Below are 23887 nucleotides of genomic sequence, written 5' to 3' on the forward strand. Positions count from 1 at the left end.
GGTCCTTTGCGGCACGGCGCACGCGGGCGTCAGGCGCGGGTGCTATCCGGCATCCGCGGCACAACCGAGAAACACAAGGAGAACGGCTATGGCCGTCGTAACGATGCGGGAGCTGCTGGAAAGCGGCGTCCACTTCGGTCACCAGACCCGTCGTTGGAACCCGAAGATGAAGCGCTTCATCTTCACGGAGCGCAACGGCATCTACATCATCGACCTGCTCCAGTCGCTGTCGTACATCGACCGCGCCTACGAGTTCGTCAAGGAGACCGTCGCCCACGGCGGCACGGTCATGTTCGTCGGCACGAAGAAGCAGGCGCAGGAGGCCATCGCCGAGCAGGCCACCCGCGTCGGCATGCCCTACGTCAACCAGCGCTGGCTGGGCGGCATGCTCACCAACTTCTCGACCGTCTACAAGCGTCTGCAGCGCCTCAAGGAGCTCGAGCAGATCGACTTCGAGGACGTCGCCGCGTCGGGTCTCACCAAGAAGGAGCTTCTCGTGCTCTCGCGCGAGAAGGCCAAGCTGGAGAAGACCCTCGGTGGTATCCGCGAGATGCAGAAGGTGCCCAGCGCCGTCTGGATCGTGGACACCAAGAAGGAGCACATCGCGGTCGGCGAGGCCCGGAAGCTCAACATCCCGGTCGTCGCCATCCTCGACACCAACTGCGACCCCGACGAGGTCGACTACAAGATCCCGGGCAACGACGACGCGATCCGCTCCGTCACCCTGCTCACCCGTGTGATCGCGGACGCGGTCGCCGAGGGCCTCATCTCCCGCTCCGGTGTCGCCACCGAGGGCAAGGGCGACAAGGCCGCGGGCGAACCGCTGGCCGCGTGGGAGCGCGACCTGCTCGAGGGCGAGAAGAAGGCCGACGACGCTGAGGCCCCGGCCGCCGCCGAGGCGGAGAAGCCGGCTGAGGTCCCTGCCGACGCCGAGGCCGAGAAGCCGGCCGAGGCCGCCGCTGAGGCTCCGGCCACCGAGGCTCCGGCCGCCGAGGCCCCCGCTGCCGAGGCCCCCGCCGCCGAGGCCGAGAAGCCCGCCGAGGCCCCTGCCGCGGACGCCGAGCAGGCCTGACCCTCACCACCTTCGGGTACTGGACGGCGGGGGCCCACAAAGCCCCCGCCGTCCGGCACCGGTAGATCTTCAGACTTCGAGAGAGATTCCAGAATCATGGCGAACTACACCGCCGCCGACGTCAAGAAGCTCCGTGAGCTCACCGGCGCCGGCATGATGGACTGCAAGAAGGCGCTGGACGAGGCCGAGGGCAGCGTCGACAAGGCCGTCGAGGCGCTCCGCATCAAGGGCCAGAAGGGCGTCGCCAAGCGCGAGGGCCGCTCCGCCGAGAACGGCGCTGTGGTCTCGATCATCGCCGACGACAACTCCTCCGGTGTGCTCGTCGAGCTGAAGTGCGAGACGGACTTCGTCGCCAAGGGTGACAAGTTCCAGGCCGTCGCCACCGCGATCGCCGAGCACGTCGCCAAGTCCTCCCCGGCCGACCTGGAGGCGCTGCTCGCCTCCGAGATCGAGGCCGGCAAGACCGTCCAGGCGTTCGTGGACGAGGCCAACGCCAACCTGGGCGAGAAGATCGTCCTGGACCGCTTCGCGCAGTTCGCGGGCGGCTTCGTGACGGCGTACATGCACCGCACGATGCCCGACCTGCCCCCGCAGATCGGTGTCCTGGTCGAGCTCGACAAGCCCAACGCCGAGATCGCCAAGGGTGTCGCCCAGCACATCGCCGCCTTCGCGCCGAAGTACCTCTCCAAGGAGGACGTGCCGGCCGAGGTCGTCGAGTCGGAGCGTCGTGTCGCCGAGGAGACCACCCGCGCCGAGGGCAAGCCCGAGGCCGCCCTGCCGAAGATCGTCGAGGGTCGCGTCAACGGCTTCTTCAAGGACGCCACGCTGCTCGGTCAGCCGTACGCGCTCGACAACAAGAAGTCCGTCCAGAAGGTCCTGGACGAGGCCGGTGTCACCCTGAAGCGCTTCACGCGCATCAAGGTCGGCATCTGAGTCCGTACCGCGCTCGACGCGCGACCCCGATAAGGTCGTAGCAAGTCGTCCGCGTACGCTCCCACGGACGCGTGCGTGGGGGACGACAGCAGATCTGACGAGGAGGCCATTGCCGAGAATGGGATGCGAACGACACCCCACCGGCAATGGCCTTCTTCGCATGTGCACCACGTGAAAGAGGCGGGATCTCCATGACCACCAAGGCCCAGAAGAGCGACGACGGCAAAGTGAGCGGCCGGTTTCTGCTGAAGCTGTCCGGAGAGGCCTTCGCCGGCGGCGGCGGCCTGGGTGTCGACCCGGACGTGGTGCACAAGATCGCCCGAGAGATCTCGGCGGTCGTGCGGGACGGCGCGGAGATCGCGGTCGTGATCGGCGGCGGCAACTTCTTCCGCGGCGCCGAGCTCCAGCAGCGCGGCATGGACCGGGCCCGCTCCGACTACATGGGCATGCTCGGCACCGTCATGAACTGCCTCGCCCTCCAGGACTTCCTGGAGAAGGAGGGCATCGACAGCCGCGTGCAGACCGCCATCACCATGGGCCAGGTCGCCGAGCCGTACATCCCGCTGCGTGCCGTGCGCCACCTGGAGAAGGGCCGCGTGGTCATCTTCGGCGCCGGTATGGGCATGCCGTACTTCTCCACCGACACCACCGCCGCCCAGCGTGCCCTGGAGATCAACGCCGAGGCGCTGCTGATGGGTAAGAACGGTGTGGACGGGGTCTACGACTCCGACCCGAAGACCAACCCCGACGCGGTCAAGTTCGACGCCCTCGGCTACGGCGAGGTCATCACCCGTGACCTCAAGGTCGCCGACGCCACCGCCGTCACACTGTGCCGCGACAACAAGCTCCCGATCCTCGTGTTCGAGCTTCTGGCGGAGGGCAATATCGCCCGCGCCGTCAAGGGTGAGAAGATCGGCACGCTCGTGGGTGACCAGGGCAGCCGGGACTGACAACCCGTTGAACCACCCCGTCCGGGGGACGGACGGGACGGACCCTCGCCGGGGGATGGACAATGTCCTGCCGGTCGGGAACCGTGCAGAAGGAAGACGCGACGCAGCCGGCCGCCGCCCTCACCAAGGAACCGCAGCCGGGCCTACTCAAGACACGCAGGAGCAAGTGGTGATCGAAGAGACCCTCCTCGAGGCCGAGGAGAAGATGGAGAAGGCCGTCGTGGTCGCCAAGGAGGACTTCGCCGCGATCCGCACCGGCCGTGCGCACCCGGCGATGTTCAACAAGATCGTGGCCGACTACTACGGCGCGCCGACGCCGATCAACCAGCTGGCTTCGTTCTCCGTGCCGGAGCCGCGCATGGCGGTCGTGACCCCGTTCGACAAGACCGCGCTGCGCAACATCGAGCAGGCGATCCGCGACTCCGACCTGGGCGTCAACCCGAGCAACGACGGCAACATCATCCGAGTGGTGTTCCCCGAACTCACCGAGGAGCGCCGCCGCGACTACATCAAGGTCGCCAAGAGCAAGGGCGAGGACGCCAAGGTGTCCATCCGCGCCGTACGCCGCAAGGCCAAGGACGCCATCGACAAGCTGATCAAGGACGGCGAGGTCGGCGAGGACGAGGGCCGTCGTGCGGAGAAGGAGCTCGACGACACCACCGCGAAGTACGTCGCTCAGGTGGACGAGCTCCTCAAGCACAAGGAAGCGGAGCTGCTCGAGGTCTGATGAACGACTCTTCCTGGGGAGCGCCGCCACACACCGGGTACTGGGGGCCGTCCGACCAGGGGCCTGTCCAGGGGGCTGCCCCGGCGGGTCCCACGTACGATGCGCATGACGCGCAGCACACTCGCCCCATGCCCATCGTGCCTGACGTACCCGCGTATGGCGGTGACCAGGATGACGACCGGGGGGCCGCTCCGTCGGGCGGCTCCTTGTTCCGCGACGACATGCCGCAGACGTCGCCCTACGGGGCGGCGCCGCAGAATCCGGAGCCCATGCCCGACGCCCCGCAGCCGGCGTCCGCGCCGCAGAAGAAGAGCGCGGGCCGTGATCTGGGTGCGGCCATAGGGGTCGGTGTCGGACTGGGTGTGGTGATCGTCGCCTCGCTCTTCGTCGTCAAGGCCGTGTTCGTCGGCGTGATAGCGGTCGCCGTAGTGGTGGGCCTGTGGGAACTGACCAGGCGGCTGGAGGAGCGCAAGGGCATCAGGGCGCCCCTCGTGCCCCTGGCGGTCGGCGGCGCTGCCATGGTCGTCTCCGGTTACGTCCGTGGGGCGGAGGGCGCCTGGGTCGCGATGGCGCTCACCGCGCTGGCTGTCCTGGTCTGGCGGATGACGGAACCGCCGGAGGGCTACCTCAAGGACGTCACCGCGGGCGTCTTCGCGGCCTTCTACGTCCCGTTCCTGGCCACCTTCGTCGCCATGATGCTCACGGCCGACGACGGTCCGCGTCGCGTCCTGACGTTCCTGCTCCTGACCGTCGTCAGCGACACCGGCGCGTACGCCGTCGGCTGGCGCTTCGGCAAGCACAAGCTCGCCCCGCGCATCAGCCCCGGCAAGACCCGCGAGGGCCTGCTGGGCGCGTTGTCGTTCGCGATGGTGGCGGGCGCGCTGTGCATGCAGTTCCTGATCGACGACGGCACCTGGTGGCAGGGTCTGCTGCTCGGCTTCGCGGTCGCGGCCAGCGCCACGCTCGGCGACCTCGGCGAGTCCATGATCAAGCGGGACCTGGGCATCAAGGACATGGGCACGCTGCTGCCGGGCCACGGCGGCATCATGGACCGGCTGGACTCACTGCTGCCGACGGCTCCTGTGGTGTGGCTGCTGCTGGTGATCTTTGTCGGGTCGGGTTGATCGTCGTGGACCGTCGGCGTACGGCGTCGTAGTACCTGCTTGTCGTAGTACCTGTTTGTCGTACGGCGTTTTCGTGGGCCCCCGCTTCGGCGGGGGCCCTGCGCGTTCCGGGGAACCGGATTCGCGCGAGCGGCGAAGTACGGGTGAAAGCCCAATTCTTCGGAGCGTGTGAATCGACGAAAGGAGCCCCGATGACCGTCGAACCAGGCGTCAGAGTGGGGCAGGACAGTGACGCCTCGGTGGTCGAACGGTCGTGGGATGAGCCCGAGGCATTCGCCGCGCTCTTCGACCGCCATGCCGACTCGGTGCACAGATACGCGGTGCGCCGACTCGGTGCGGAGGCGGCCGAGGACGTGATGGCAGAGACGTTCACCACCGCGTTCCAGCAGCGATTCCGGTACAACACGGAGCTGGCCGACGCCCGCCCGTGGCTGTTCGGTATCGCGACCAACCTCATCAGCCGTCACCGGCGCGCAGAGGCCCGGCGTCTGAAGGCGATCGGTCGGCTGCCATCGGGCGCCCTGGGCGACCAGGCCGAGGAGACGGTCGCGGACCGGGTGGCGGCGCGGGTCAGCGCGCAGGCGGTAGGCCGCGAACTCGCCGGCGCGCTGGCCCGGTTACCCGCCCGCCACCGGGACGTGCTGCTGCTGGTCGCCTGGGCCGACCTCGGCTACGGGGAGGTCGCACGCGCCCTGGTGGTGCCGGTGGGGACGGTCCGGTCGCGGCTGCACAGGGCTCGCAGGAAGGTTCGTGAGGCATTGGGCGGATCCGATCCGACTGCTTTTCGAGAGGAATCCGACGATGAATGAACTCAAGCTCCTTAGGGAGTGGGACGAGGACGCGCCGCCTCTCGCGGACTCCGCCCGGGCCCGGGCCCGCTTCCGTCTGTATCAGGCGATGCAGGCTCCCGCCGCCTCCCCGGCCGTTTCCCGCCGTCCGCTGCTGCGGATCGCGGTGGCCGCCGTCGCCGCGGCGGCGGTGACCACGGGCGTGGTGGTCGCCGAGAACTCGGGGACCTCGCCTCGCACGCGGACGGTGAGTGCGACCACCGTGCTGCGGGGCGCGGCGGCCGAGGAACGCAGGCTCGAAAAGTCGATCGCACCGCGCGACGACCAGTTCATCTACACCAAGGAGATCATCAAGGAGAGCCCGGTCGGAGGCGGCCGGAGCAAGACGTACGTCGACGAGAGCTGGAACTCGGTCGACGGCTCCAAGAGGTCGTACGTCAGCGAGCTGGAGCACACCCAGTGGGTCCCGCCGTACCAGCCGGGTCAGGGCAACTGGCCGCCGCGCCGGTGGTCCCAGCTGAAGCAGCTGCCCACCGATCCGGACAAGCTGCCGATCGCACTGCGTGACGGGCGCGGAAAGCCGGACTACGGCCGGCCGACGAAGGCCGACGAGTGGCCGATCGTCCAGTTCCTCCTCTCCGGCCTGCTCCGCGACCCGGTTCTGCCGAAGGGGTTGCGGCCTGCGGCGTTCGAGGCGCTCGCCACCGTCCCCGGGGTCAAGGTGCTGCCGGGCCAGACGGACGCGGGCGGCCGCGCGGGCATCGGCATCCAGTACGTGGGCCCGCCCAACACTCCCTGGGCGGACGGGGAACGGGTGCTGGTCTTCGACGCGAAGACGTACCAGTACCTCGGCACTCGTGACCAGCGCAAAGTCGGAGCAGTGACCTACGAGCAGTGGTCATATACGGCCGCCCACGGGGTGGTGGACCGGGTGAAGCAACGCCCCTGAGCGGCCGTTCCGCGATCGCCCTCCGGAACCGCTCGGCGCCCCGGGTACCTCACCGGGGCGCCGAGCGGTCGCGACGGACCCGATCACGTCGACGACGCCCTGGCGATGATCCTTGAGGCTGAGTCCTGGGCACCGGAGCATGGCAGATCTGGCCGATCGGCAGCCAACGGCCTTGCCCGGTCGCCCGGTTGCCCGGACAGGGGCGGCCCTGAAATCACTTCGACCGTGCTCGCCTCGTCCGGTACGGTCGCGGGATTGTGTTCACTGCTGGGAGCCCATGGATTTCGCGTGTGGCCTTGCCGGCAATTCCCAGGCTGAAAGCGGGTTTCGTCATGGCATGTCGTATCAGTGAGCTCGTGCTCGGTTGCCGCGACCCTGAGGTGCTGGCGCGGTTCTGGTGTGAGGTCCTGGCCTACGTCGTGCTCGATCGCGAGGACGACGGCACGCTGGAGATCGGGCCGCGTGAAGGGTTCGGTGGTCCGCAGCCGACGATCATCCTCAGTCGCAGGGATGAGCCGGAGCAGGGGAAATCCCGGCTGCACATCGATGTCAACGCGACTGACCGCGATCAGGACGCCGAGCTCGAACGCCTTCTGAAGCTCGGTGCGCGCCCGGCCGACATCGGCCAGACAGGCGAGGAGCAGTGGCATGTCCTGACCGACCCCGAAGGCAATGAGTTCTGCCTGCTCAAGGCCCGCCTCAGCCCCCTCTGATGTACATCGGCCACGCCTCGGCACCAGATGCCTGAGGTGGGCTCGGCTGCGAGGCAGACTTCACTGGACGGGCCGCGTACTTGCAGATCGCGGACGACTTCAAGCGCCGGATCCGCGACGGAGTGCTCACACCGGGGGACAAGCTCCCCTCAGAGTCGGACCTGATGGCGCAGCACTCCGTATCTCGCACCGTCGCCCGACAGGCGATCTCGCGTCTCCGCGAGGACGGTTACGCCATCTCCCACCAGGGCAAGGGAAGCTTTGCCGCGTTGCCGGGCGAAGGTGGTCCCGCCAAGCGCAGCCCAGAGTTCGAACAGATCACTGAGTTCCTGTCTGAGGTCCGCCAGGATGTGCGCCGCCTTGCGGAGCGGATGGACCAGCTGGAGGACCTGGTTCGCCAGCAGGCTCAAGGGCGATGACCAAGGCGTCAGCTCGACGTGCAACTTCTGCCAGCTCCTCACCAAGTCCCCTTACCTGGTCGATTAGTTCTCGCTTCTCTGCCGCGCTCAACACGGTCGCAGCCCCTTCGTTGCCCTTTCGATCTGACAGCCTCTCGGCTTGTAAGCAACGCTAGGACCGGACGCACTCACCACCCTGGAAAAACTCTCCGGGCCGTAGAGAGAGACGGGTGGACGCTCTTCCCATGCGAGGAATGACGACGAACCTGACGATCGGTGAGCGAGTTGCTTGGTACCGCCGTAGGCGCGGCATGTCCCAGGAGGTCCTGGCCGGGTTCGTCGGCCGGACGGTTGACTGGCTGAGCAAGGCGGAGAACAACCGGCTGGAGCTGGACCGGCTCTCGGTCATCAAGACTCTGGCCGACGCTCTCGACGTGTCCCTTGGCGACCTGCTCGCCGAGCCGACGCTCATGGAGTGGACCTCCGACAGCGGCAACCTCACAGTGCCGGCACTCCGGTCGGCGCTGATGAACTACAGGCAACTCACGCCCTTGTTGGGAGTGCCGATCGAGGGCGAGCCCACGCCCCTGGATGAGCTTCGTACCAGCGTCGTCGAGATCATGGACGCCTACCAATCCTCCCGCTGCGGCTTCGCGACCCGCCGCCTGCCTCTGGTGCTCGCCGACGCTCTCATCGCAGCGCAGTCCTACGACGGCCGCGACCGTGAGCAGGCCAACGAGCTGTTGTCGCTGACGTACCAGAGCGCTGCCATGGTCCTCGGGAAGGTGGGCGAGGTGGATCTCGCCTGGATCGCCGCCGACCGAGGATTGAGCGCGGCGCAGCAGTCCGCCAACCCGGCGGTCATCGGGTCCCTCTTCCGCTCTGTCGCTCACTGCCTTCTGTCGACCGGGCGTTTCGATGCTGCCGTACAACTCATCGGCGACGCCTCCGACTACCTTCGCCCCGGCCTCTCCGGAGCCAGCCCGGAGTTCCTGTCGATCTACGGGACGCTCTTCCTCGCCGGTTCCATGGCCGCAGCCAGGGCTGACGAGCGCTCGACCGTACGCGAGTTCCTCACCGAGGCCGACCAGGCCGCCCGCCAGCTCGGTCGGGACGCGAACCACATGTGGACCGCCTTCGGCCCGACCAACGTAGCCATCCAGCGGGTAGCCACCGCGGCCGAGCTGGGTGACATGCAGGTAGCCGCAGACCTGGGGCCGCGTATCGACACCAGCAGCCTCCCGACGGAGCGACGCACACGACACAACATTGAGGTAGCCCGCGCTCTCAGCGCCCACAACCGCGTCGACGACGCCCTGGCGATGATCCTGGAGGCGGAATCCTGGGCACCGGAGCAGGTACGGAGCCACTACCTGGCCCGCGAACTCGTACTGACATGGGTGCGCAACCAGCGAGGCCGACCGAGCCGGGGCATGGCAGATCTCGCCGATCGGCTACACGTGGTCTAGGTGGGTTCGCTCGGCTGCATGGCAGCGAACGAGCACGAAGCGAAGATGGCGCATCCGCGTATGGCAGCGGGTGCGCTTTTCTTTGATGCCGGCGGGCGCGTCCTCATGGTGGAGCCCACGTACAAGGACTACTGGGACATCCCCGGGGGCTACGTCGAGACCGGTGAATCTCCACTCCAGGCTGCCAGCCGCGAGGTACAGGAGGAACTCGGGATCACGCCGACACTCGGCCGTCTCCTGGCTGTCGACTGGGCGCCCAACGCCACCGAGGGCGACAAGGTGTTGTACCTGTTCGACGGCGGCGAGCTTGCCCCGGAGGCCGTTGAGGACGTCCGCCTGCAAGCCGAGGAACTGAAGAGCGTCGTGTTCGTGGCCCCGGGCGAGATCACGGATCGGACGATCCCCCGGTTGGCCCGACGGATCCTTGCGGCGATCGAGGCCCGAGCGGCAAGCGCCCCGGTGTACCTGGAGCATGGCCAGGCGCCGGACGACGTAGCGGCGTAGCCGAAACGAAAGCCCCAGATCCCTGTCGAGTCTCAGTTGATGGTTGACGGGTTGGCGTCGGGTGATGCTTGACGTCTGCCCTAGACGATCTTCCGGCGGTTGTGTTCGCCGGATTTGCGGACGACCACCTTCTTGGTGACGCGGGGGACGGTGGTGATCAGTTCGGTTCCCTGGAAGATGCGGATGGTGTCCTCGCTCAGGTGGGCGGTGACGATCTGGCGGGCATGGCCGCGGCCGAGCTGGATGCGTTGTCCTGCGACCACGAAGCCGCCGGTGCTGCTGGCGGTGCGCTCGGCGATCTGCTCGCCGGGCGGAGGCAGCAGTGGTGGTCCGGCCGGACGGCCGCCTTGCAGACGGCTGCAGGCCGACGGCGGCAGCGGGCTGGGCAGGGTGGCTTGCAGGGTGCGCTGTTCGTCGAGGACCTGTAGTACTCGCCCGTCGAGGCGCAGGGTGACCCGTTGTCCGGCGAACGGCCAGCCGATCAGGACCTTGTCGCCGCCCAGGCCGACGTAGCCGACCGCGTTGACGGTCCGGTCCACCTCCACCACCTTGGCGGAGTCGGCGGCCGGGCCGGGGTCATCTGGCCAGGGCCCGGCTGGTCGGGCCCTGGCCAGCAGGGCTTTGAGGTCCCGGCCGGACAGCTTCGAGGGCAGCGTCTTGTGCCGTGCCCCGCCGATGAGCACGTGCCGCCGGTTCACGTCGATGCGCAAGGTGACCGGGGTGCCGGCCAGGGCCGGGCCGAACCAGACCTGCTGCCCGCGCAGGCTCAGGTTTCCCGAGGCGGGAACCTGCCGCTTCACCTCGATCGCACCGATCTCCCCCTCGGCCAACGGCCAGGCCACCGGCGCCGTTTCAGGCGGCGAGGGATCCGGCGGAGCCGCACGGGTAACCAGGTCGAGGCGGGCAGGCAGGACCACCGGCAATACAACGGGCTCGGACCGCGGCTGTGGGACGAACCTGCTCGCCGGGACGGCCATGTCCAGTGATTGATGCGGCCGCATCCGCTTGTAGTCCTCGAGCCACACGTCCACCGCCGCCTGCGCCGACACCAGATCGGTGAACGGCGCGGAGTCGTCGAGGAGTTCGCGTCTGAGTGTCTGGTGGAACCGCTCGATCCTCCCGGTGGTGGTCGGGGACTGCGGCTTGGTGAGGCGGTGGGTGATGCCGTTCTCCCGGCAGATCCGGTCGAACACGTCTCCCCGGGCCGTCCGGAGCCGAACCGGGCGGTGAACTGCTTGCCGTTGTCCGTCAGCACCTCCTCGGGCACTCCGAACCGCAGCAGGGCCTCGCCGAAGGCCCGGCAGACCGCGCGGGCGGTGGCCCGTTCGACCACCTTGGCGATCACCATGAACCGTGAGTGGTCGTCGATCCCGGTGACCATCTTGCACTCGCCGCCGCCCGCGAGCAGGATGTCGCCGACGATGTCCATCTGCCACAGTTCCATCGCCGCAGACCGTTCCCACCTGCGGTAATCCGAGCGGCGCCGCCTGCGGACCCCGGGTTCGATCAGAGCGTTGCGCACCAGGACCCGATAGACCGTCGCCGGGGAGGGCACTGGCGTGACGCCTCTGCGTTCCAGCTCGTGCACCAGGCGGCGCGGACCCCAGCCGGGATGCCGGCGCCGCAGCTCACACACCACCGCCTCCACCGCCCCGGGATCCGGTACGGACACGAGACCGGACGATGAGACCGGTCCGCCAATCCCGGCAGGCCCGACTGCACGTACTTGCGCACCCACCCGTGCACCGACTGCCTCGACACCCCATACCGGGCCGCGACTTGACTGACCGGAACCCCCGCGGCGACCTCCATCACCGCGTGATACCGCTGCTCGACCACGCTCACTCCACCAGCACGGCCCGGCCCTCCCTATGCGCCACATCCAGGCGCACAGCCAAGCCGAGGCAAGCGGTGTCAAACATCAAGTGAGGCCACAGCGTCAAGCATCTATCGAGACAAGACAAAGCCCCAGATCCCAGCGGGATACAACTTTCCCTACTTCATCAAGGCCCGCGCACAGCGCGGGCGCGCGCCGCCTCTGCGGCGCGGCCTGCCTCTGTCTTCGCCCCGGCTGGCCGCGCCCGGCGGCGCGCTAGCGAGCTGCGGGCATGAAGCGGGAGACACTCTCTGTGGCTGGGGCGGTCGGCTCCACGGCTTTAGGCAGCCACTTTGGGGCGAGCCTCTAAGATCATGGCCCCAACGTCGTGCTTTAACGGGCAGGTCCACAGACTGCCCGACGCGCCGGAAGCTTACGGGGCCATGATCACTCGCCCCAAGGCAGCTCCAGCCCAAAGCCGCTCCGCCGACCTCCTTTATCGACTTACTGACTGAATTCGCTAGTAAACCCTCTTCTCGATTTCCCGTACGAGAGATTCCACCTCTGCGTGATTGGCAGGGTCACGATGCCAAATTGAGAAGGCTACGCGCAAGCAATATTGCCAATCATTGCCAGTCCTTCGGGCCAAGACCTCAAGCCATCTATGATGATCCAACCCAGCCAGTTCAGCCAAGTAGACGTTAATAGATGTCTGTGTGCATCCCAGCGCCTCTGCCAGTTCTCGCGGCTGCATAACCGCCTTCTTCATTATCACTTGCTCCGGCGGCTCCGTGCCAGGGAGGAACAAGGCGTAGCGCCCAGCTCCCTTTCCTTCCAGTTTCCCCCTCTGGTCGCCGTCGATAACCGCAACAGCGCGAAGTCTTCGCGAATTAGAGGTAGCATTCGCCGCGATCAATACATCATTCCATGAACCGACGTCGATCAACTCCACTTCATTTCCGCCGATGAAGCCGTGTGTCGAGAGCATTAGCTTAAGGAGCTCACGCGCCGCTTCGTCTTCCACGAAGACAATCCCGCGCAGTGGGCTTTCAACCCCCAGCGTGTCGCGTAAATCTGAGATGCGTGAAGGCTGAAGAAGTAGAGGGGTTTCATTACCGCGAACGCATATGCGGACGAAATCGAGCGGCACTCTAATGATGAAGACCGGAGAATGTGTCACGGCGATGACTTGTACCTGGGAAGCGCGAGCAAGGCGAGCCAGGTCATCCACCAGTGGTGCATGTCCACGAGGGGCAATGCTTGCCTCGGGCTCATCCAGGATCACCAAAGAGTTATCGTATGGGTGCCTTACAAACCAGCGCATCCTGTGCACTGAGAGTTCTCCGTAGCTCATGGAAAACGAGTCAATCCATCGATCCCCTCTCCGGGCGCGTACGTAGGGAAAGATTGGCGCCCCATTCTCAACTCGAACTGGATGATAAACGACTTCCTCATACGTAACGCCAAGGATATCTCTGAGGGCGTCCAGGTCTTTCCGCGATTGAATCCAGTCATCCCCTTCGCGGAATTCCATGATGTCCTGCCTTCGGGATTCCTGAAAGAACATCGAAATCTCGGAGGGCACCTCGAATGTATTGTGAATGTCAGGGTACACCTCTGGCGTGCTTTCCCCCCTTATTGTGGGAGTCCCTAGGTTGACCGCGTATGAGATTCGATCCTCTCTTTTTCGTAGTGTGACTTGCACGAATCCGCCAAGTTCGAATCCCTCTCTTTTTGTACCGAAAAAGGGGGGGGTGGCCATTGCCCCATGACCCGGATTGAAGTGACTCGGAAATGCACTTCAGTAGTGTGCTCTTCCCGGATCCATGCAATCCTGAGATTACCGTGAAAGGGGCGAGGGTGACGAGCTGTCCCGGGAATGGTGAATCGGCGTCGAATTGCAACGACTCAACTTGAACCAGTGGGAGGAATTTCCTCATGCTCTCCCAGAGTTTGAATGATGCGTGCGACATCTCGCCCATTAACCCCCGCCTAAAGATGGTCCGGCCGACCCTGAGGGTCCATGTTAATCAATCCTGTTGTCGCTGCGGCCGAATAAAGAAGGCTTGAGGGGTGACGATGAGGAAGACCGCCACTGGCAGCTCCCTGGGCCGACCCTGGGCCGCCCGAGGCCGACCACCGCCGACAACCGGCACCCACAGGTGACCACCCCCACCCCGCTCCGGCCTGGGCCCCCGGAGTTGATCTGCGACACTGGACGGGTTATGCCTGCACCCGGAGAACTCACATTCGTCGCCCCCCGCGGAGCCAAGAAGCCGCCGCGGCATCTCGCCGACCTCACGCCCGCCGAGCGGAAAGAAGCGGTGGCCGCGGTCGGGGAGAAGCCGTTTCGTGCCAAGCAGCTGTCGCAGCACTACTTCGCGCGGTACGCGCACGACCCGCAGGAGTGGACGGACATCCCGGCCGGTTCCCGTGGTCGGCTCCAGGAGGCGCTGCTTCCGGAGCTGATGTCGGTGGTGCGGCATCTGTCGACCGACCAGGACACCACCCGCAAGACGCTGTGGCGGATGGTCGACGGGACGCTCGTCGAGTCGGTGCTGATGCGCTACCCGGACCGGGTGACCATGTGCATCAGCTCGCAGGCGGGGTGCGGGATGAACTGCCCGTTCTGCGCGACCGGGCAGGCGGGTCTTGACCGGAACCTGTCCACCGCCGAGATCGTGCACCAGATCGTGGACGGCATGCGGGCGCTCAGGGACGGCGAGATCCCCGGGGGCCCGGCACGGCTCAGCAACATCGTGTTCATGGGCATGGGCGAGCCCCTCGCCAACTACAACCGGGTCGTCGGCGCCATCCGGCGGCTCACCGACCCCGAGCCGGACGGTCTCGGGCTCTCGCAGCGTGGGATCACCGTCTCGACGGTCGGACTCGTCCCGGCGATCAACCGCTTCACCGACGAGGGCTTCAAGTGCCGGCTCGCCATCTCGCTGCACGCCCCCGACGACGAGCTGCGCGACACCCTCGTCCCCGTGAACACGCGGTGGAAGGTGCGTGAGGTCCTGGACGCCGGCTTCGCGTACACGGAGCGGTCCGGGCGCCGGCTGTCCATCGAGTACGCGCTGATTCGGGACATCAACGACCAGGCGTGGCGGGGCGACCGACTCGGGCGGCTGCTCAGGGGCAAGCCTGTGCACGTCAATCTCATCCCGCTGAACCCGACGCCCGGGTCGAAGTGGACGGCCTCCCGCCCCGAGGACGAGAAGGCGTTCGTCGAGGCCATCGCCGCCCATGGTGTGCCGGTCACCGTACGGGACACCCGTGGGCAGGAGATCGACGGGGCGTGTGGTCAGCTCGCCGCGACCGAGCGGTAGTGTGGCGTTCGTAGGTACATCTTCATATTCCGACAGGGGAGCGCCACAGCGCTGAGAGTGCGGCACCGGCCGCAGACCCTCTGAACCTCGCCCAGGTCATTCTGGGTAGGAAGTTCGGTCACTACTCGAGCTGTTGCGCCCTGCCCGGGAATCCTCGGTCTGCCCGAGGGCCCGGGCAGGGCCGCGTCTCTTCCTGGTCACCCCAGGAGGATCCAGTGAGCATCACCCAGAAGGCCACGGCCCTGGTCGTGGGACTCGGACTCGTCACGCTCTCCGCGTGCGGGTCGGGATCGTCCGACGACGGTAGCGGCGGCGACTCCAAGACCGTGACCCTCGTCAGCCACGATTCATGGGCCGTGTCGAAGAACGTCCTCGCGGACTTCGAGAAGCGGTCCGGCTACAAGGTCAAGGTCCTCAAGGACGGCGACGCCGGCCAGGCCGTCAACAAGGCCATCCTGACCAAGGACAACCCGCAGGGCGACGTCTTCTTCGGCGTCGACAACACCCTCCTGTCCCGGGCGCTCGACAACGGGCTCTTCCAGCCGTACGAGGCGAAGGGCTCCGACCTGATCCAGCCCGAGTACCGGGCCGACCAGGACAAGCACCGCGTCACGCCCATCGACACCGGCGACATCTGCGTCAACTACGACAAGGCGTACTTCAGCGAGCACAAGCTGGCCCCGCCCAACTCCTTCGACGACCTGGTCAAGCCGGCGTACAAGAACCTCCTCGTCACCGAGAACGCCTCCACCTCCTCCCCGGGGCTGGCGTTCCTCCTCGGGTCCGCGGCGAAGTACGGCGATGGGGGCACCTCCCGCTCGAGCGAAGCCGAGAGTGGGGGAGGCTGGACGGGCTACTGGAAGAAGCTCAAGGCCAACGGCGTGAAGGTGGTCGACGGCTGGGAGCAGGCCTACAACGAGGAGTTCTCCGGCTCCGCCGGCGGCAAGAAGGCCAAGGCCGACAGGCCGCTGGTCGTCTCCTACGCCTCCTCACCGCCCGCCGAGGTGATCTACGCCGACCCGAAGCCGAAGACCGCGCCCACGGGCGTCGCCGCCGGCACCTGCTTCCGCCAGGTCGAGTACGCGGGCCTGCTGAGCAACGCGTCGAACACCAAGGGCGGCAAGGCGCTCCTCGACTTCCTGCTCACCAAGGAGTTCCAGGACGACATGCCGCTGAACATGTTCGTCTACCCGGTGCGCAAGGGCGCCCAGGTGCCGGCCGAGTTCACCGAGTACGGGCCGCAGGCCAAGGATCCCGAGACGCTGGACCCGGCCCGGATCGCCGAGAACCGTGACCAGTGGGTCAAGTCGTGGACCTCGCTCGTACTGAAGTGACCCGGCGTTCCAAGGGGAACGCGGCGCGGCTCGGGCTGGTCGCCGTGCCCGTCGCGTTCTTCGCGGTGTTCTTCGCCTATCCCGTGGCCGCGATCGTCACGCGAGGCCTGAAGGTCGACGGGGTGTGGCGGCTGGGGCGGATCGCCGACGTGCTCGGGCAGTCTGACGTCCGGCACGTGCTGTGGTTCACCGCCTGGCAGGCGCTCGCCTCCACCGCGCTCACCCTGTTGGTCGCGCTGCCCGGCGCGTATGTCTTCGCCCGGTTCGACTTCCCCGGCAAGCAGGTTCTGCGGGCCGTCGTCACGGTCCCCTTCGTGCTGCCGACGGTCGTGGTCGGTACGGCGTTCCTGGCGCTGGTGGGGCGCGGCGGGCTGCTGGACGAGCTGTGGGGCGTACGCCTTGACACCACCGTGTGGGCGATCCTGCTCGCGCATGTCTTCTTCAACTACGCGGTCGTCGTACGGACCGTCGGCGGGCTCTGGGCGCAACTCGACCCGCGCCAGGAGGAGGCCGCGCGGATGCTCGGCGCGTCCCGGCTCGCGGCCTGGCGGCGGATCACCCTCCCGGCGCTCGCGCCCGCCGTGGCGGCGGCGGCGCTGATGGTCTTCCTGTTCACCTTCACGTCCTTCGGCGTGGTGCAGATCCTGGGCGGGCCGACCTTCTCGACCCTCGAAGTGGAGATCTACCGGCAGACCTCGGAGATCTTCGACCTGTCCACGGCCGCCGTGCTGACGATCATCCAGTTCGCGGCGGTGGGCGCGGTTCTCACGCTGCACGCGTGGACCGTACGGCGCCGGGAGGCGACCCTGCGGCTGGTGGACGCGTCCGTCACCGCGCGCCGGCCGCGCGGGGCGGGTCAGTGGGCGCTGCTGGCCGGCGTCCTCGGCTCGATCGTCGTACTGCTCCTGCTGCCGCTCGCGGTGCTGGTGCAACGGTCCCTGGACGCAGCCGACTTCGGCTCCTACCGGGCGCTGACCCGTGACGACGGCGGGCTCTTCCTGGTCCCGCCGATCGAGGCGATCGGCAACTCGCTGCGGTACGCCGTCGCCGCGACCGCCATCGCCGTGCTGATCGGTGGGCTGGCCGCGGCCGCGCTGACACGACGGGACGCGGGTCGTTTCGTACGGGGATTCGACGCGCTGCTGATGCTGCCGCTCGGGGTGTCCGCGGTGACCGTCGGGTTCGGGTTCCTGATCGCGCTGGACGAGCCGCCGCTGGACCTGCGGTCCTCGTGGATCCTGGTGCCGCTCGCCCAGGCGCTGGTCGGCGTCCCGTTCGTCGTGCGGACCATGCTGCCCGTGCTGCGGGCGGTGGACGTACGGCTGCGGGAGGCGGCGGCGGTGCTCGGGGCCTCTCCGTGGCGGGCGTGGCGCGAGGTGGATCTGCCGATGGTGCGGCGGGCGTTGCTGATCGCCGCGGGGTTCGCCTTCGCGGTGTCGCTGGGGGAGTTCGGGGCGACGGTGTTCATCGCGCGGCCGGACAACCCGACGCTGCCGGTCGCCGTGGCGCGGCTGCTGGGCCGGGCGGGCGAGGTCAACTACGGCCAGGCGATGGCCCTTTCGACGATTCTGATGATCGTGTGCGCGGTGGCGCTGCTGGTCCTCGAACGGCTGCGCACCGACCGGACCGGGGAGTTCTAGATGCTGTTGAGCCTTGAGGACGCGACCGTACGGTTCGGTGGGCGGGCCGTGCTGGACGAGGTCGGCCTCGGTGTCGCCGAGCACGAGATCGTGTGTGTGCTCGGGCCCAGCGGCAGCGGCAAGTCGACGCTGCTGCGGGTGGTGGCCGGGCTGCAACCCCTGGACGGCGGGCGGGTGTCGCTCGACGGCCGCGACCAGGCGGGCGTTCCCGCGCACAAGCGGGGCGTCGGGCTGATGTTCCAGGACCACCAGCTGTTCCCGCAGCGGGACGTGGGCGGGAACGTGGCGTTCGGGCTGCGGATGCATGGCGTGGCGAAGGGTCAACAGGACGAGCGGGTACGGGAGTTGCTGGAGCTGGTCGGGCTGCCGAGGGCCGGGCGGCGGGCCGTCGCCTCGCTCTCCGGCGGCGAGCAGCAGCGGGTGGCGCTGGCCCGGGCGCTCGCGCCGCGACCCCGGCTGCTGATGCTGGACGAGCCGCTCGGCCAGCTGGACCGGTCGCTGCGGGAGCGGCTGGTCGTCGAACTGCGGGAGTTGTTCGGGCGGTTGGGGACGACCGTGCTGGCCGTGACGCACGACCAGGGTGAGGCCTTCGCGCTCGCCGACCGGGTGGTGGTGATGCGGGACGGGCGGATCGCGCAGTCCGGTACGCCACTGGAGGTGTGGGAGCGGCCGGTGGACGAGTTCGTGGCGCGGTTCCTGGGCTTCGAGAACGTCGTCGAGGCCGTGGTGGGCGGGGAGGCCGCGGACACGCCGTGGGGGAAGGTGCCGGTGCCCGCCGGGGCCTCGCCGGGGGAGCGCCGTGTGCTGGTGCGACCGGCCGGGGTGCGGCTCGTGGCCGCGGACGCGGGGCTGCGGTGCGTGGTGGCCGCGCGGACCTTCAAGGGCACGCATGTCGCCGTGCGGTTGCGCCCGGAGGACGGCGGGCCGGGCCTGGAGGCGGCATGCGGGCTGCGGGGGGCGCCGGGAGTGGGGGACGTGGTGGGAGTGGAGTTCGACGTGGCCGAGGTTGTCGTGCTGGGTTGACCGGCGGTGCGGTTGTACGGCTGTACGGCGTTGCGGCGGTGCGGCGTTGAGGTGGCCGGCGTCGCGGCGACCGGCGATACCGCGTTGCGGGCCTTCGCCCCGGGCCGGTCAGGTCGCGGCACCCGGACTGGTACCCGGACCGGCACCTGACCGCTACCGAGGCACAGAGCTGTGGCCCGCCCCGGACGGGACGGGCCACAACGGTGTCGGTACGACGCGGGCGTCAGCGGCCGCTGTTCGCCCCACGACGACGGAAGCCGAAGAAGACGGCGCCGCCGCCGATGGCGACCAGGGCGGCCGCGACACCGGCGATGACGCCAGTGTTGGAGTTCGCACCGGTCTCGGCGAGGTTGGAGTCACCGGCCGCGGGGGACGGGGCGTTGCTCACGGTGCCCGCCGGGGTGGTGCTCTCGCCCTCCGAGGGCGTCGCGCTCGGGGTCGGGCTGTCGGTCTCCTCGGCCGGGGTCGAGGCGGAGTCCGACGGCGTCGGGGTGGGCTTCGGGGTCGGGGTGTCCTCGGTCTTGCAGGCCGTGGACGGGGTGGTCAGGTTGGGCTTGATGTCCTCGTCGACCTGGTTGCCGGCCTTGACGTGGACGCGGTAGACAGCGTTCGGCTGCCAGTCTTCGGCGAAGGTGATGGTGACACCCTCGCGCGAGCCCTTGACCTCCTGCTCGCCGACCTTCTTCGCGTCGGCGCCGTTCTCCTCCAGGAAGACGGAGATGACGGCCGGGACACCGGAGGGGTCCACGTCGGTGACCGTGATGACACCCTTCGTGCCGTCACATTTGGCCTCGGCGGAGAACTCGCTGATGTTGCAGGCCAGCGCGCTGCCGGCGGCGCTGAGCGCGAGCGCGGCCGAGGCGGAGGCGACACCGAGGATGCGCGCGGTGCGTACGGCGGTACGACGGGATATGGACAGGACTGCCACGTTTGTCCTTCACGGGAAGCGCAAATGCGGGGGGTGGAGGGGGTGGTGAGGTGATGTCACCATCACATCAGCGCCCCCAGGAGACTCACAGGTTTATAAGTGCTGCATAAGTAGTGTCAATGCATATGCAGGTTACAGGCGTTGGCTTTGCCGTCTTATTAACCACCGAGACGTTTCAGCGCCTCCGCGGCCTCCTCGATCCGGTCAACCAGGGCTATTCGGGCCTCCATCGACCGATCCCGCGCGAGCGCCCGCAACAGCGGCCACGTGGGCAGCTTCTCCGTCCAGTGGACCCGGTCCACGAGGACCATCGGCGTGGGCTCGCCCCGCGACTCGTAGTAGTTCGGCGTCGCGTTGTCGAAGATCTCCTGTACGGTCCCGGCGGCGCCCGGCAGGAACACCACGCCGGCGGTGGAGCGGGCCAGCAGGCCGTCCTCGCGGGTGGCGTTGGCGAAGTACTTGGCGATGTGGCCGGCGAAGGCGTTCGGCGGCTCGTGGCCGTAGAACCAGGTCGGGATGCCGACGGAGGGCCCGCCCTTCGGCCAGCGGCCACGCACCTCGAAGGCGGCCCTCGCCCACTCGGTGATCGAGGGCGTGAAGGTGGGCGCCTTGCCGAGCAGGCGGAGTGCGTCGGTCAGCATCTCGTCGTCGTACGGGGCGGCGTACGCGCCGAGGTTCGCCGCCTCCATCGCTCCCGGGCCGCCGCCGGTGGCGACCGTGAATCCGGCGCGGGCCAGCTCCCGGCCGAGCCGCGCGGCACCGGCGTACTCCTCCGTCCCGCGTGCCATCGCGTGGCCGCCCATCACCCCCACCACCCGCGCCCCGCACAGGAGTTCGTCGAGGGCGTCCGAGACGGCGTCGTCGTGGATCGCGCGCAGCATCGAGGCGAATATGTCGCCGTCGGCCTTGGTCTGCTGGAACCAGGCGTACGCGCGGGCGTCCGGTGTGGCCTCGTAGCCGTCCGACAGGGAGGCGAAGAGGTCGTCGGGGGAGTAGACCAGGCCCCGGTACGGATCGAAGGGCAGGTCGGGCACGGGCGGGAAGACCATCGCCCCGTCCGCGCGGACCTTGACGGCGGCGTCCTCGCGCATCCGGCAGCCGAGGAAGACCGCGCCTGCCGTGTCCGTGCCGAGCAGTTCGCGCGTACGGTCCGTCAGGTCGACGGCCTGGACGCGGAATCCGGCGAGCGTGCCGCGCGCCGAGACGGTCGCGTCGAACTCCTCGAGCGTCTCGATCTCGCGGTCGTTGTGGTGGGCCGCATGGGCGGGCATCATCTGCACCCGCCCATGCTAGGCGGCGGGGTTTCAGCCCTCGACGGCCGCCGGATCCATCCAGACGACCTCCCAGGTGTGGCCGTCGGGGTCGTCGAAGGAACGGCCGTACATGAAGCCGTGGTCCTGCGTCTCGCCCGCCGGGGAGCCGCCGGCCGTGAGCGCCTTCTCGACCAGCTCGTCGACCTTCTCGCGGCTCTCGGCGCTCAGCGCGATCAGCACCTCGCTGGTTCTGGTCGCGTCGGCGATCTCCTTCTTGGTGAAGGTCGCGTAGAAGGACTTGGTGAGCAGCATGGCGACGATGCTGTCGCTGATCACGACGGAGGCCGCGTTCTCGTCGCTGAACTGCGGGTTGATCGTGTAGCCCAGCTCGGTGAAGAACTTCTTCGAGGCGTCGAGGTCGTTCACGGCCAGGTTGACGAAGATCATCTGCTGGTACGTCGAGGTCATCGGTCTCTCCCATCGGGTGCGAGCTGTTCGGTGGGTAGACGGCGCGTCCCACCGGAACTCATCGGCCGTCGGGGATTTTCCTCGTACGGGATTCGCGTGCGGGCTCGGCAGGGGGCCCTGTGGGCCTACGTGCGGCCTACGTGCGGTCTTCGTGCGGCCTTGGTGCGTGCGGTCAGCGAAGCAGGGGGAGCGCCGCCAGTTCGGCCACGACGAGGGTGAGCGGGCCGAACAGGGCCAGCAGCGCGCCGACGCGCAGGGCGGCGGCACTGCGCAGCGTCGTGCTGGGTGCGCCGAGCCGTAGCAGGGCGGCCGTGGTGTCGGCGCGGGCGTGCTTGGCCTCCACGGCGGCGGTCAGGAGGGTCGCCACGGTGCAGCCGGTCACCAGGAGCAGGCCGAGGATGGTCAGCGGGCCGAAGGAGGGGTCCGCCGTGTCGTACAGCGCGCTCATGGCGTACGCCCCCGAGGTGACCGCGCAGACGAGGCCGAGGGGGCGGCCGATGCGGGCGGCCTCCGTCATGAGGACGCGACCGGCGAGGAGGCGGAGGGCGCCGGGGCGGGCGGCCTGGAGGAGCCGTCCGCAGAGGTGGGTGAGGCCGGGGCCGGCCAGGGCCAGACCGAGTGCGGTGAGGGTCCAGCCGACGAGGATTCCGGCGGGGCCGGCTGTGGTGAGGCCGCCGGGGATGGTGAGGGTGGGGACAGGGGCGGAGGTGGGCGCGGTGCGGTTGGCGTAGGCCTCCACGGCCAGGCCCGCGGCGAGGATCGCGATGCCCCAGGGAAGGCCTCGGGGGGCGTCCTGGGGAGCCGGGGGGAGGCTGCCGCGGTCCAGGTCCGCGGTGTCGGTGTCGGGGGTGGAGCTCACCGCCGTGGCGGGTTCGCCCGCCCGGGTCGGCGAGGTGGTGCCGTCTTCCCTCGGGTCGGGAGCCGCACCGGCGACCGGCCTGCCCGCGTCGCCCGCGTCGCCCGCGTCGCCCGTGTCCTGAGAGCGCCGGCTGTCCGGTTCCGGACGAGCCCGGAGGCGGGTGCCGAAGCGGCCGTACGCTCCGAAGCTGTCCCGTGTCGCGGGATCGCCGAACGACCCGAAGCGGCGGAAGGCCCGGATCGCCGCCGGGGCCGCCGCCGGCCGGTCGTCCCGTGGTCGCGACACCAGGCCCACCGCCAGCGACGCGAACACCGGGACCAGGGCCAGCAGGGTCAGAGCGGCGGGGAGCGGCAACGGCTCGCCCGCCGCCAGGAACTCCGCTGCCGCCCCGTCGAACGGCATGCCCGTCAGGTCGCCCCGGAGGTGGAGGAAGACCAGCAGGGCGAGCATGGAGCCCAGCGTGCAGGAGAGGGCCGTCGTGGTGGCCGAGACGGCCATCAGGCGGGCCGGGCCCAGACCGATCGCCGAGAGGCCGGTACGCGGTCTGGCGGCCGGGTCGGTACGGGCCACGGCGACCGCGAAGTACACCGTCGTGGCCAGCGGGGTCACGCACCAGGCCAGCCGGAGGAGCGAGCCCGCCGGGTCGTCCGGGTGGCTCATCGCGTGGCCGAGGGTGCAGAGCAGGAGGAAGCCCGTGCCGGCCGATGCCGCCGCCACCAGCAGCCGGCGGAGCTGGACGGCCGGGTGGGCGCCGCGGGTCAGACGGAGAGCGAGCACGTGGCCCGGCCTTCCGTCTCCGGGACCGGGGGCAGGTGCACGGTGTTCACGCGCCGCCCGTCCAGCAGCGACACCGTGCGGTCGGCGAGGGCGGCCGTCTCCGCGTCCTGGGTGGCGAGTACCACCGTGATGCCGTGCGAGCGTGCCGCCGTGGTGAGCGTGCGCAGGACGTGGGCGCGGTCCACGCGGTACAGGGGAGCCGTCGGTTCGTCGGCGAACAGCACCGTGGGGGCCGGGGCCAGGGCCCGCGCGATGCATACCCGCTGGCGCTCGGACTGGCGCAGTTCGTGCGGGCGCTTGCGGGTGCTGTCGCCGACGTCCAGGCGCTCCAGCCACTCCAGCGCGGCCGTCTTGGCACGGCGACGGCTGGTGCCGCGCAGCATCAGGGGAAGGGCGGCGTTCTCCCAGACGGTGAGCTCCGGGACCAGCACCGGGAACGGGTCGATCCAGCCGAAGCGGTCGCGACGCAGCCGCTCGCGGGCCATCGGGCCCATGGTGTGGACGGGCGCGCTGTTGAACCAGACCTCACCGCGCTGCGCCGGGACCAGTCCGGACAGGCACCCGAGCAGGGTCGTCTTGCCGCTGCCGCGCGGGCCGCTGACGGCGAGGATCTCGCTCTCGCGGACGCCGAGCGAGACGCCGGCCAGCGCGGGTGAGCCGTCGTGGTGCGTGAAGTGCAGGGACCGTGCCCAGAGCACGTCGTTGTCCGGCGGGGCCTCCATGGGCGTACACCTCGTTCAGATCAGAAATGCCGTGCGCGGTTGGCGAAATCCCCCGTGCGGGGGAACGAAGGCAGGGCCGATCGGTCACTCGCACGGTAGGCAGTCCCC

At 68.7% G+C, this 23887-nt stretch carries 21 protein-coding genes, 1 pseudogene and 1 riboswitch; of the genes and pseudogenes, 15 read left to right on the plus strand and 7 right to left on the minus strand.

Annotated features, from left to right (window positions below):
- Nucleotides 1-88: 88 nt before the first annotated feature.
- From rpsB to AB0H86_RS35185, 11 genes are all read left to right on the plus strand, one after another.
- Complete coding sequence (rpsB, locus tag AB0H86_RS35135) at nucleotides 89-1072, plus strand: 30S ribosomal protein S2 (RefSeq protein WP_362448341.1); 984 nt, start codon at nucleotides 89-91, stop codon at nucleotides 1070-1072.
- Nucleotides 1073-1168: 96 nt separating this feature from the next.
- Nucleotides 1169-2005, plus strand: coding sequence for a translation elongation factor Ts (gene tsf / locus AB0H86_RS35140; RefSeq protein ID WP_362448344.1), 837 nt, complete (start codon nucleotides 1169-1171; stop codon nucleotides 2003-2005).
- A 191-nt stretch (nucleotides 2006-2196) separates the two neighbouring features.
- The gene (gene pyrH, locus AB0H86_RS35145; RefSeq protein ID WP_362448347.1) at nucleotides 2197-2955 is read left to right on the plus strand and encodes a UMP kinase; all 759 of its coding nucleotides are present in this window, start codon (nucleotides 2197-2199) and stop codon (nucleotides 2953-2955) included.
- 169 nt (nucleotides 2956-3124) lie between these two features.
- Nucleotides 3125-3682, plus strand: a complete 558-nt coding sequence (gene frr / locus AB0H86_RS35150; protein WP_362448350.1) for a ribosome recycling factor — start codon at nucleotides 3125-3127, stop codon at nucleotides 3680-3682.
- The gene (locus AB0H86_RS35155; RefSeq protein WP_362448353.1) at nucleotides 3682-4806 is read left to right on the plus strand and encodes a phosphatidate cytidylyltransferase; all 1125 of its coding nucleotides are present in this window, start codon (nucleotides 3682-3684) and stop codon (nucleotides 4804-4806) included. The genes frr and AB0H86_RS35155 overlap by 1 nt, the downstream gene beginning before the upstream one ends.
- Nucleotides 4807-4997: 191 nt before the next feature.
- Entirely contained in the window at nucleotides 4998-5615 is a 618-nt protein-coding gene (locus AB0H86_RS35160) for an RNA polymerase sigma factor (protein ID WP_362448356.1), read from the plus strand.
- Nucleotides 5608-6543, plus strand: a complete 936-nt coding sequence (locus tag AB0H86_RS35165; RefSeq protein WP_362448359.1) for a CU044_5270 family protein — start codon at nucleotides 5608-5610, stop codon at nucleotides 6541-6543. The genes AB0H86_RS35160 and AB0H86_RS35165 overlap by 8 nt, the downstream gene beginning before the upstream one ends.
- A 332-nt stretch (nucleotides 6544-6875) precedes the next feature.
- Nucleotides 6876-7256, plus strand: coding sequence for a VOC family protein (locus tag AB0H86_RS35170; RefSeq protein WP_362448546.1), 381 nt, complete (start codon nucleotides 6876-6878; stop codon nucleotides 7254-7256).
- 80 nt (nucleotides 7257-7336) lie between these two features.
- Nucleotides 7337-7675: a winged helix-turn-helix domain-containing protein gene (locus tag AB0H86_RS35175; RefSeq protein ID WP_362448362.1), complete on the plus strand. Its 339-nt coding sequence runs from the start codon at nucleotides 7337-7339 to the stop codon at nucleotides 7673-7675.
- Nucleotides 7676-7908: 233 nt separating this feature from the next.
- Nucleotides 7909-9123 (plus strand): helix-turn-helix transcriptional regulator, encoded by a 1215-nt coding sequence (locus AB0H86_RS35180; RefSeq protein ID WP_362448365.1) that lies wholly within the window; start codon nucleotides 7909-7911, stop codon nucleotides 9121-9123.
- 18 nt (nucleotides 9124-9141) lie between these two features.
- On the plus strand, nucleotides 9142-9627 hold the full coding sequence (locus AB0H86_RS35185; protein ID WP_362448368.1) for an NUDIX hydrolase: 486 nt from the start codon (nucleotides 9142-9144) through the stop codon (nucleotides 9625-9627).
- Nucleotides 9628-9707: 80 nt separating this feature from the next.
- Here AB0H86_RS35185 and AB0H86_RS35190 read toward each other — a convergent pair.
- A pseudogene (locus AB0H86_RS35190) lies at nucleotides 9708-11472 on the minus strand (IS481 family transposase).
- A gap of 491 nt (nucleotides 11473-11963) precedes the next feature.
- Nucleotides 11964-13205 (minus strand): AAA family ATPase, encoded by a 1242-nt coding sequence (locus AB0H86_RS35195; protein ID WP_362448370.1) that lies wholly within the window; start codon nucleotides 13203-13205, stop codon nucleotides 11964-11966.
- A 463-nt stretch (nucleotides 13206-13668) separates the two neighbouring features.
- On the opposite strand from AB0H86_RS35195, the gene rlmN reads away from it, so the two are divergent.
- From rlmN to AB0H86_RS35215, 4 genes are all read left to right on the plus strand, one after another.
- Entirely contained in the window at nucleotides 13669-14775 is a 1107-nt protein-coding gene (gene rlmN / locus AB0H86_RS35200; protein ID WP_362448373.1) for a 23S rRNA (adenine(2503)-C(2))-methyltransferase RlmN, read from the plus strand.
- 24 nt (nucleotides 14776-14799) lie between these two features.
- Nucleotides 14800-14905: riboswitch (TPP riboswitch) on the plus strand.
- An 85-nt stretch (nucleotides 14906-14990) separates the two neighbouring features.
- Nucleotides 14991-16109 (plus strand): thiamine ABC transporter substrate-binding protein, encoded by a 1119-nt coding sequence (locus AB0H86_RS35205; RefSeq protein ID WP_362448376.1) that lies wholly within the window; start codon nucleotides 14991-14993, stop codon nucleotides 16107-16109.
- Complete coding sequence (locus tag AB0H86_RS35210; protein ID WP_362448379.1) at nucleotides 16085-17749, plus strand: iron ABC transporter permease; 1665 nt, start codon at nucleotides 16085-16087, stop codon at nucleotides 17747-17749. The genes AB0H86_RS35205 and AB0H86_RS35210 overlap by 25 nt, the downstream gene beginning before the upstream one ends.
- Nucleotides 17750-18772 (plus strand): ABC transporter ATP-binding protein, encoded by a 1023-nt coding sequence (locus AB0H86_RS35215; protein ID WP_362448382.1) that lies wholly within the window; start codon nucleotides 17750-17752, stop codon nucleotides 18770-18772.
- A 223-nt stretch (nucleotides 18773-18995) separates the two neighbouring features.
- Here the strand turns inward: AB0H86_RS35215 and AB0H86_RS35220 are convergent, their stop codons facing one another.
- From AB0H86_RS35220 to AB0H86_RS35240, 5 genes are all read right to left on the minus strand, one after another.
- Nucleotides 18996-19700 carry an LAETG motif-containing sortase-dependent surface protein gene (locus AB0H86_RS35220; RefSeq protein ID WP_362448385.1) on the minus strand — a complete coding sequence of 235 codons (705 nt, stop codon included), beginning with the start codon at nucleotides 19698-19700 and terminating at the stop codon, nucleotides 18996-18998.
- 158 nt (nucleotides 19701-19858) lie between these two features.
- Nucleotides 19859-20980, minus strand: a complete 1122-nt coding sequence (locus tag AB0H86_RS35225) for an LOG family protein (RefSeq protein WP_362448388.1) — start codon at nucleotides 20978-20980, stop codon at nucleotides 19859-19861.
- 24 nt (nucleotides 20981-21004) lie between these two features.
- Nucleotides 21005-21421 (minus strand): VOC family protein, encoded by a 417-nt coding sequence (locus AB0H86_RS35230; protein ID WP_362448391.1) that lies wholly within the window; start codon nucleotides 21419-21421, stop codon nucleotides 21005-21007.
- A 172-nt stretch (nucleotides 21422-21593) separates the two neighbouring features.
- Nucleotides 21594-23057, minus strand: a complete 1464-nt coding sequence (locus AB0H86_RS35235; RefSeq protein WP_362448394.1) for a hypothetical protein — start codon at nucleotides 23055-23057, stop codon at nucleotides 21594-21596.
- Nucleotides 23039-23779, minus strand: coding sequence for an ATP-binding cassette domain-containing protein (locus AB0H86_RS35240; RefSeq protein WP_362448397.1), 741 nt, complete (start codon nucleotides 23777-23779; stop codon nucleotides 23039-23041). Before AB0H86_RS35240 ends, AB0H86_RS35235 begins: the two co-directional genes overlap by 19 nt.
- Between the last annotated feature and the right edge of the window lie 108 nt (nucleotides 23780-23887).

The sequence above is a fragment of the Streptomyces sp. NPDC050997 genome, from assembly GCF_040660135.1.
Classification (GTDB): Bacteria; Actinomycetota; Actinomycetes; order Streptomycetales; family Streptomycetaceae; genus Streptomyces.

Excerpts from the sequence above, each read along its gene's own strand:
- rpsB (WP_362448341.1), top strand. The coding sequence starts at position 89 with ATGGCCGTCGTAACGATGCGGGAGCTGCTGGAAAGCGGCGTCCACTTC.
- tsf (WP_362448344.1), top strand. The coding sequence starts at position 1,169 with ATGGCGAACTACACCGCCGCCGACGTCAAGAAGCTCCGTGAGCTCACC.
- pyrH (WP_362448347.1), top strand. The coding sequence starts at position 2,197 with ATGACCACCAAGGCCCAGAAGAGCGACGACGGCAAAGTGAGCGGCCGG.
- AB0H86_RS35155 (WP_362448353.1), top strand. The coding sequence starts at position 3,682 with ATGAACGACTCTTCCTGGGGAGCGCCGCCACACACCGGGTACTGGGGG.
- AB0H86_RS35160 (WP_362448356.1), top strand. The coding sequence starts at position 4,998 with ATGACCGTCGAACCAGGCGTCAGAGTGGGGCAGGACAGTGACGCCTCG.
- AB0H86_RS35165 (WP_362448359.1), top strand. The coding sequence starts at position 5,608 with ATGAATGAACTCAAGCTCCTTAGGGAGTGGGACGAGGACGCGCCGCCT.
- AB0H86_RS35170 (WP_362448546.1), top strand. The coding sequence starts at position 6,876 with ATGGCATGTCGTATCAGTGAGCTCGTGCTCGGTTGCCGCGACCCTGAG.
- AB0H86_RS35180 (WP_362448365.1), top strand. The coding sequence starts at position 7,909 with ATGACGACGAACCTGACGATCGGTGAGCGAGTTGCTTGGTACCGCCGT.
- AB0H86_RS35185 (WP_362448368.1), top strand. The coding sequence starts at position 9,142 with ATGGCAGCGAACGAGCACGAAGCGAAGATGGCGCATCCGCGTATGGCA.
- AB0H86_RS35195 (WP_362448370.1), bottom strand. The coding sequence starts at position 13,205 with ATGGCCACCCCCCCCTTTTTCGGTACAAAAAGAGAGGGATTCGAACTT.
- rlmN (WP_362448373.1), top strand. The coding sequence starts at position 13,669 with ATGCCTGCACCCGGAGAACTCACATTCGTCGCCCCCCGCGGAGCCAAG.
- AB0H86_RS35215 (WP_362448382.1), top strand. The coding sequence starts at position 17,750 with ATGCTGTTGAGCCTTGAGGACGCGACCGTACGGTTCGGTGGGCGGGCC.
- AB0H86_RS35230 (WP_362448391.1), bottom strand. The coding sequence starts at position 21,421 with ATGACCTCGACGTACCAGCAGATGATCTTCGTCAACCTGGCCGTGAAC.
- AB0H86_RS35240 (WP_362448397.1), bottom strand. The coding sequence starts at position 23,779 with ATGGAGGCCCCGCCGGACAACGACGTGCTCTGGGCACGGTCCCTGCAC.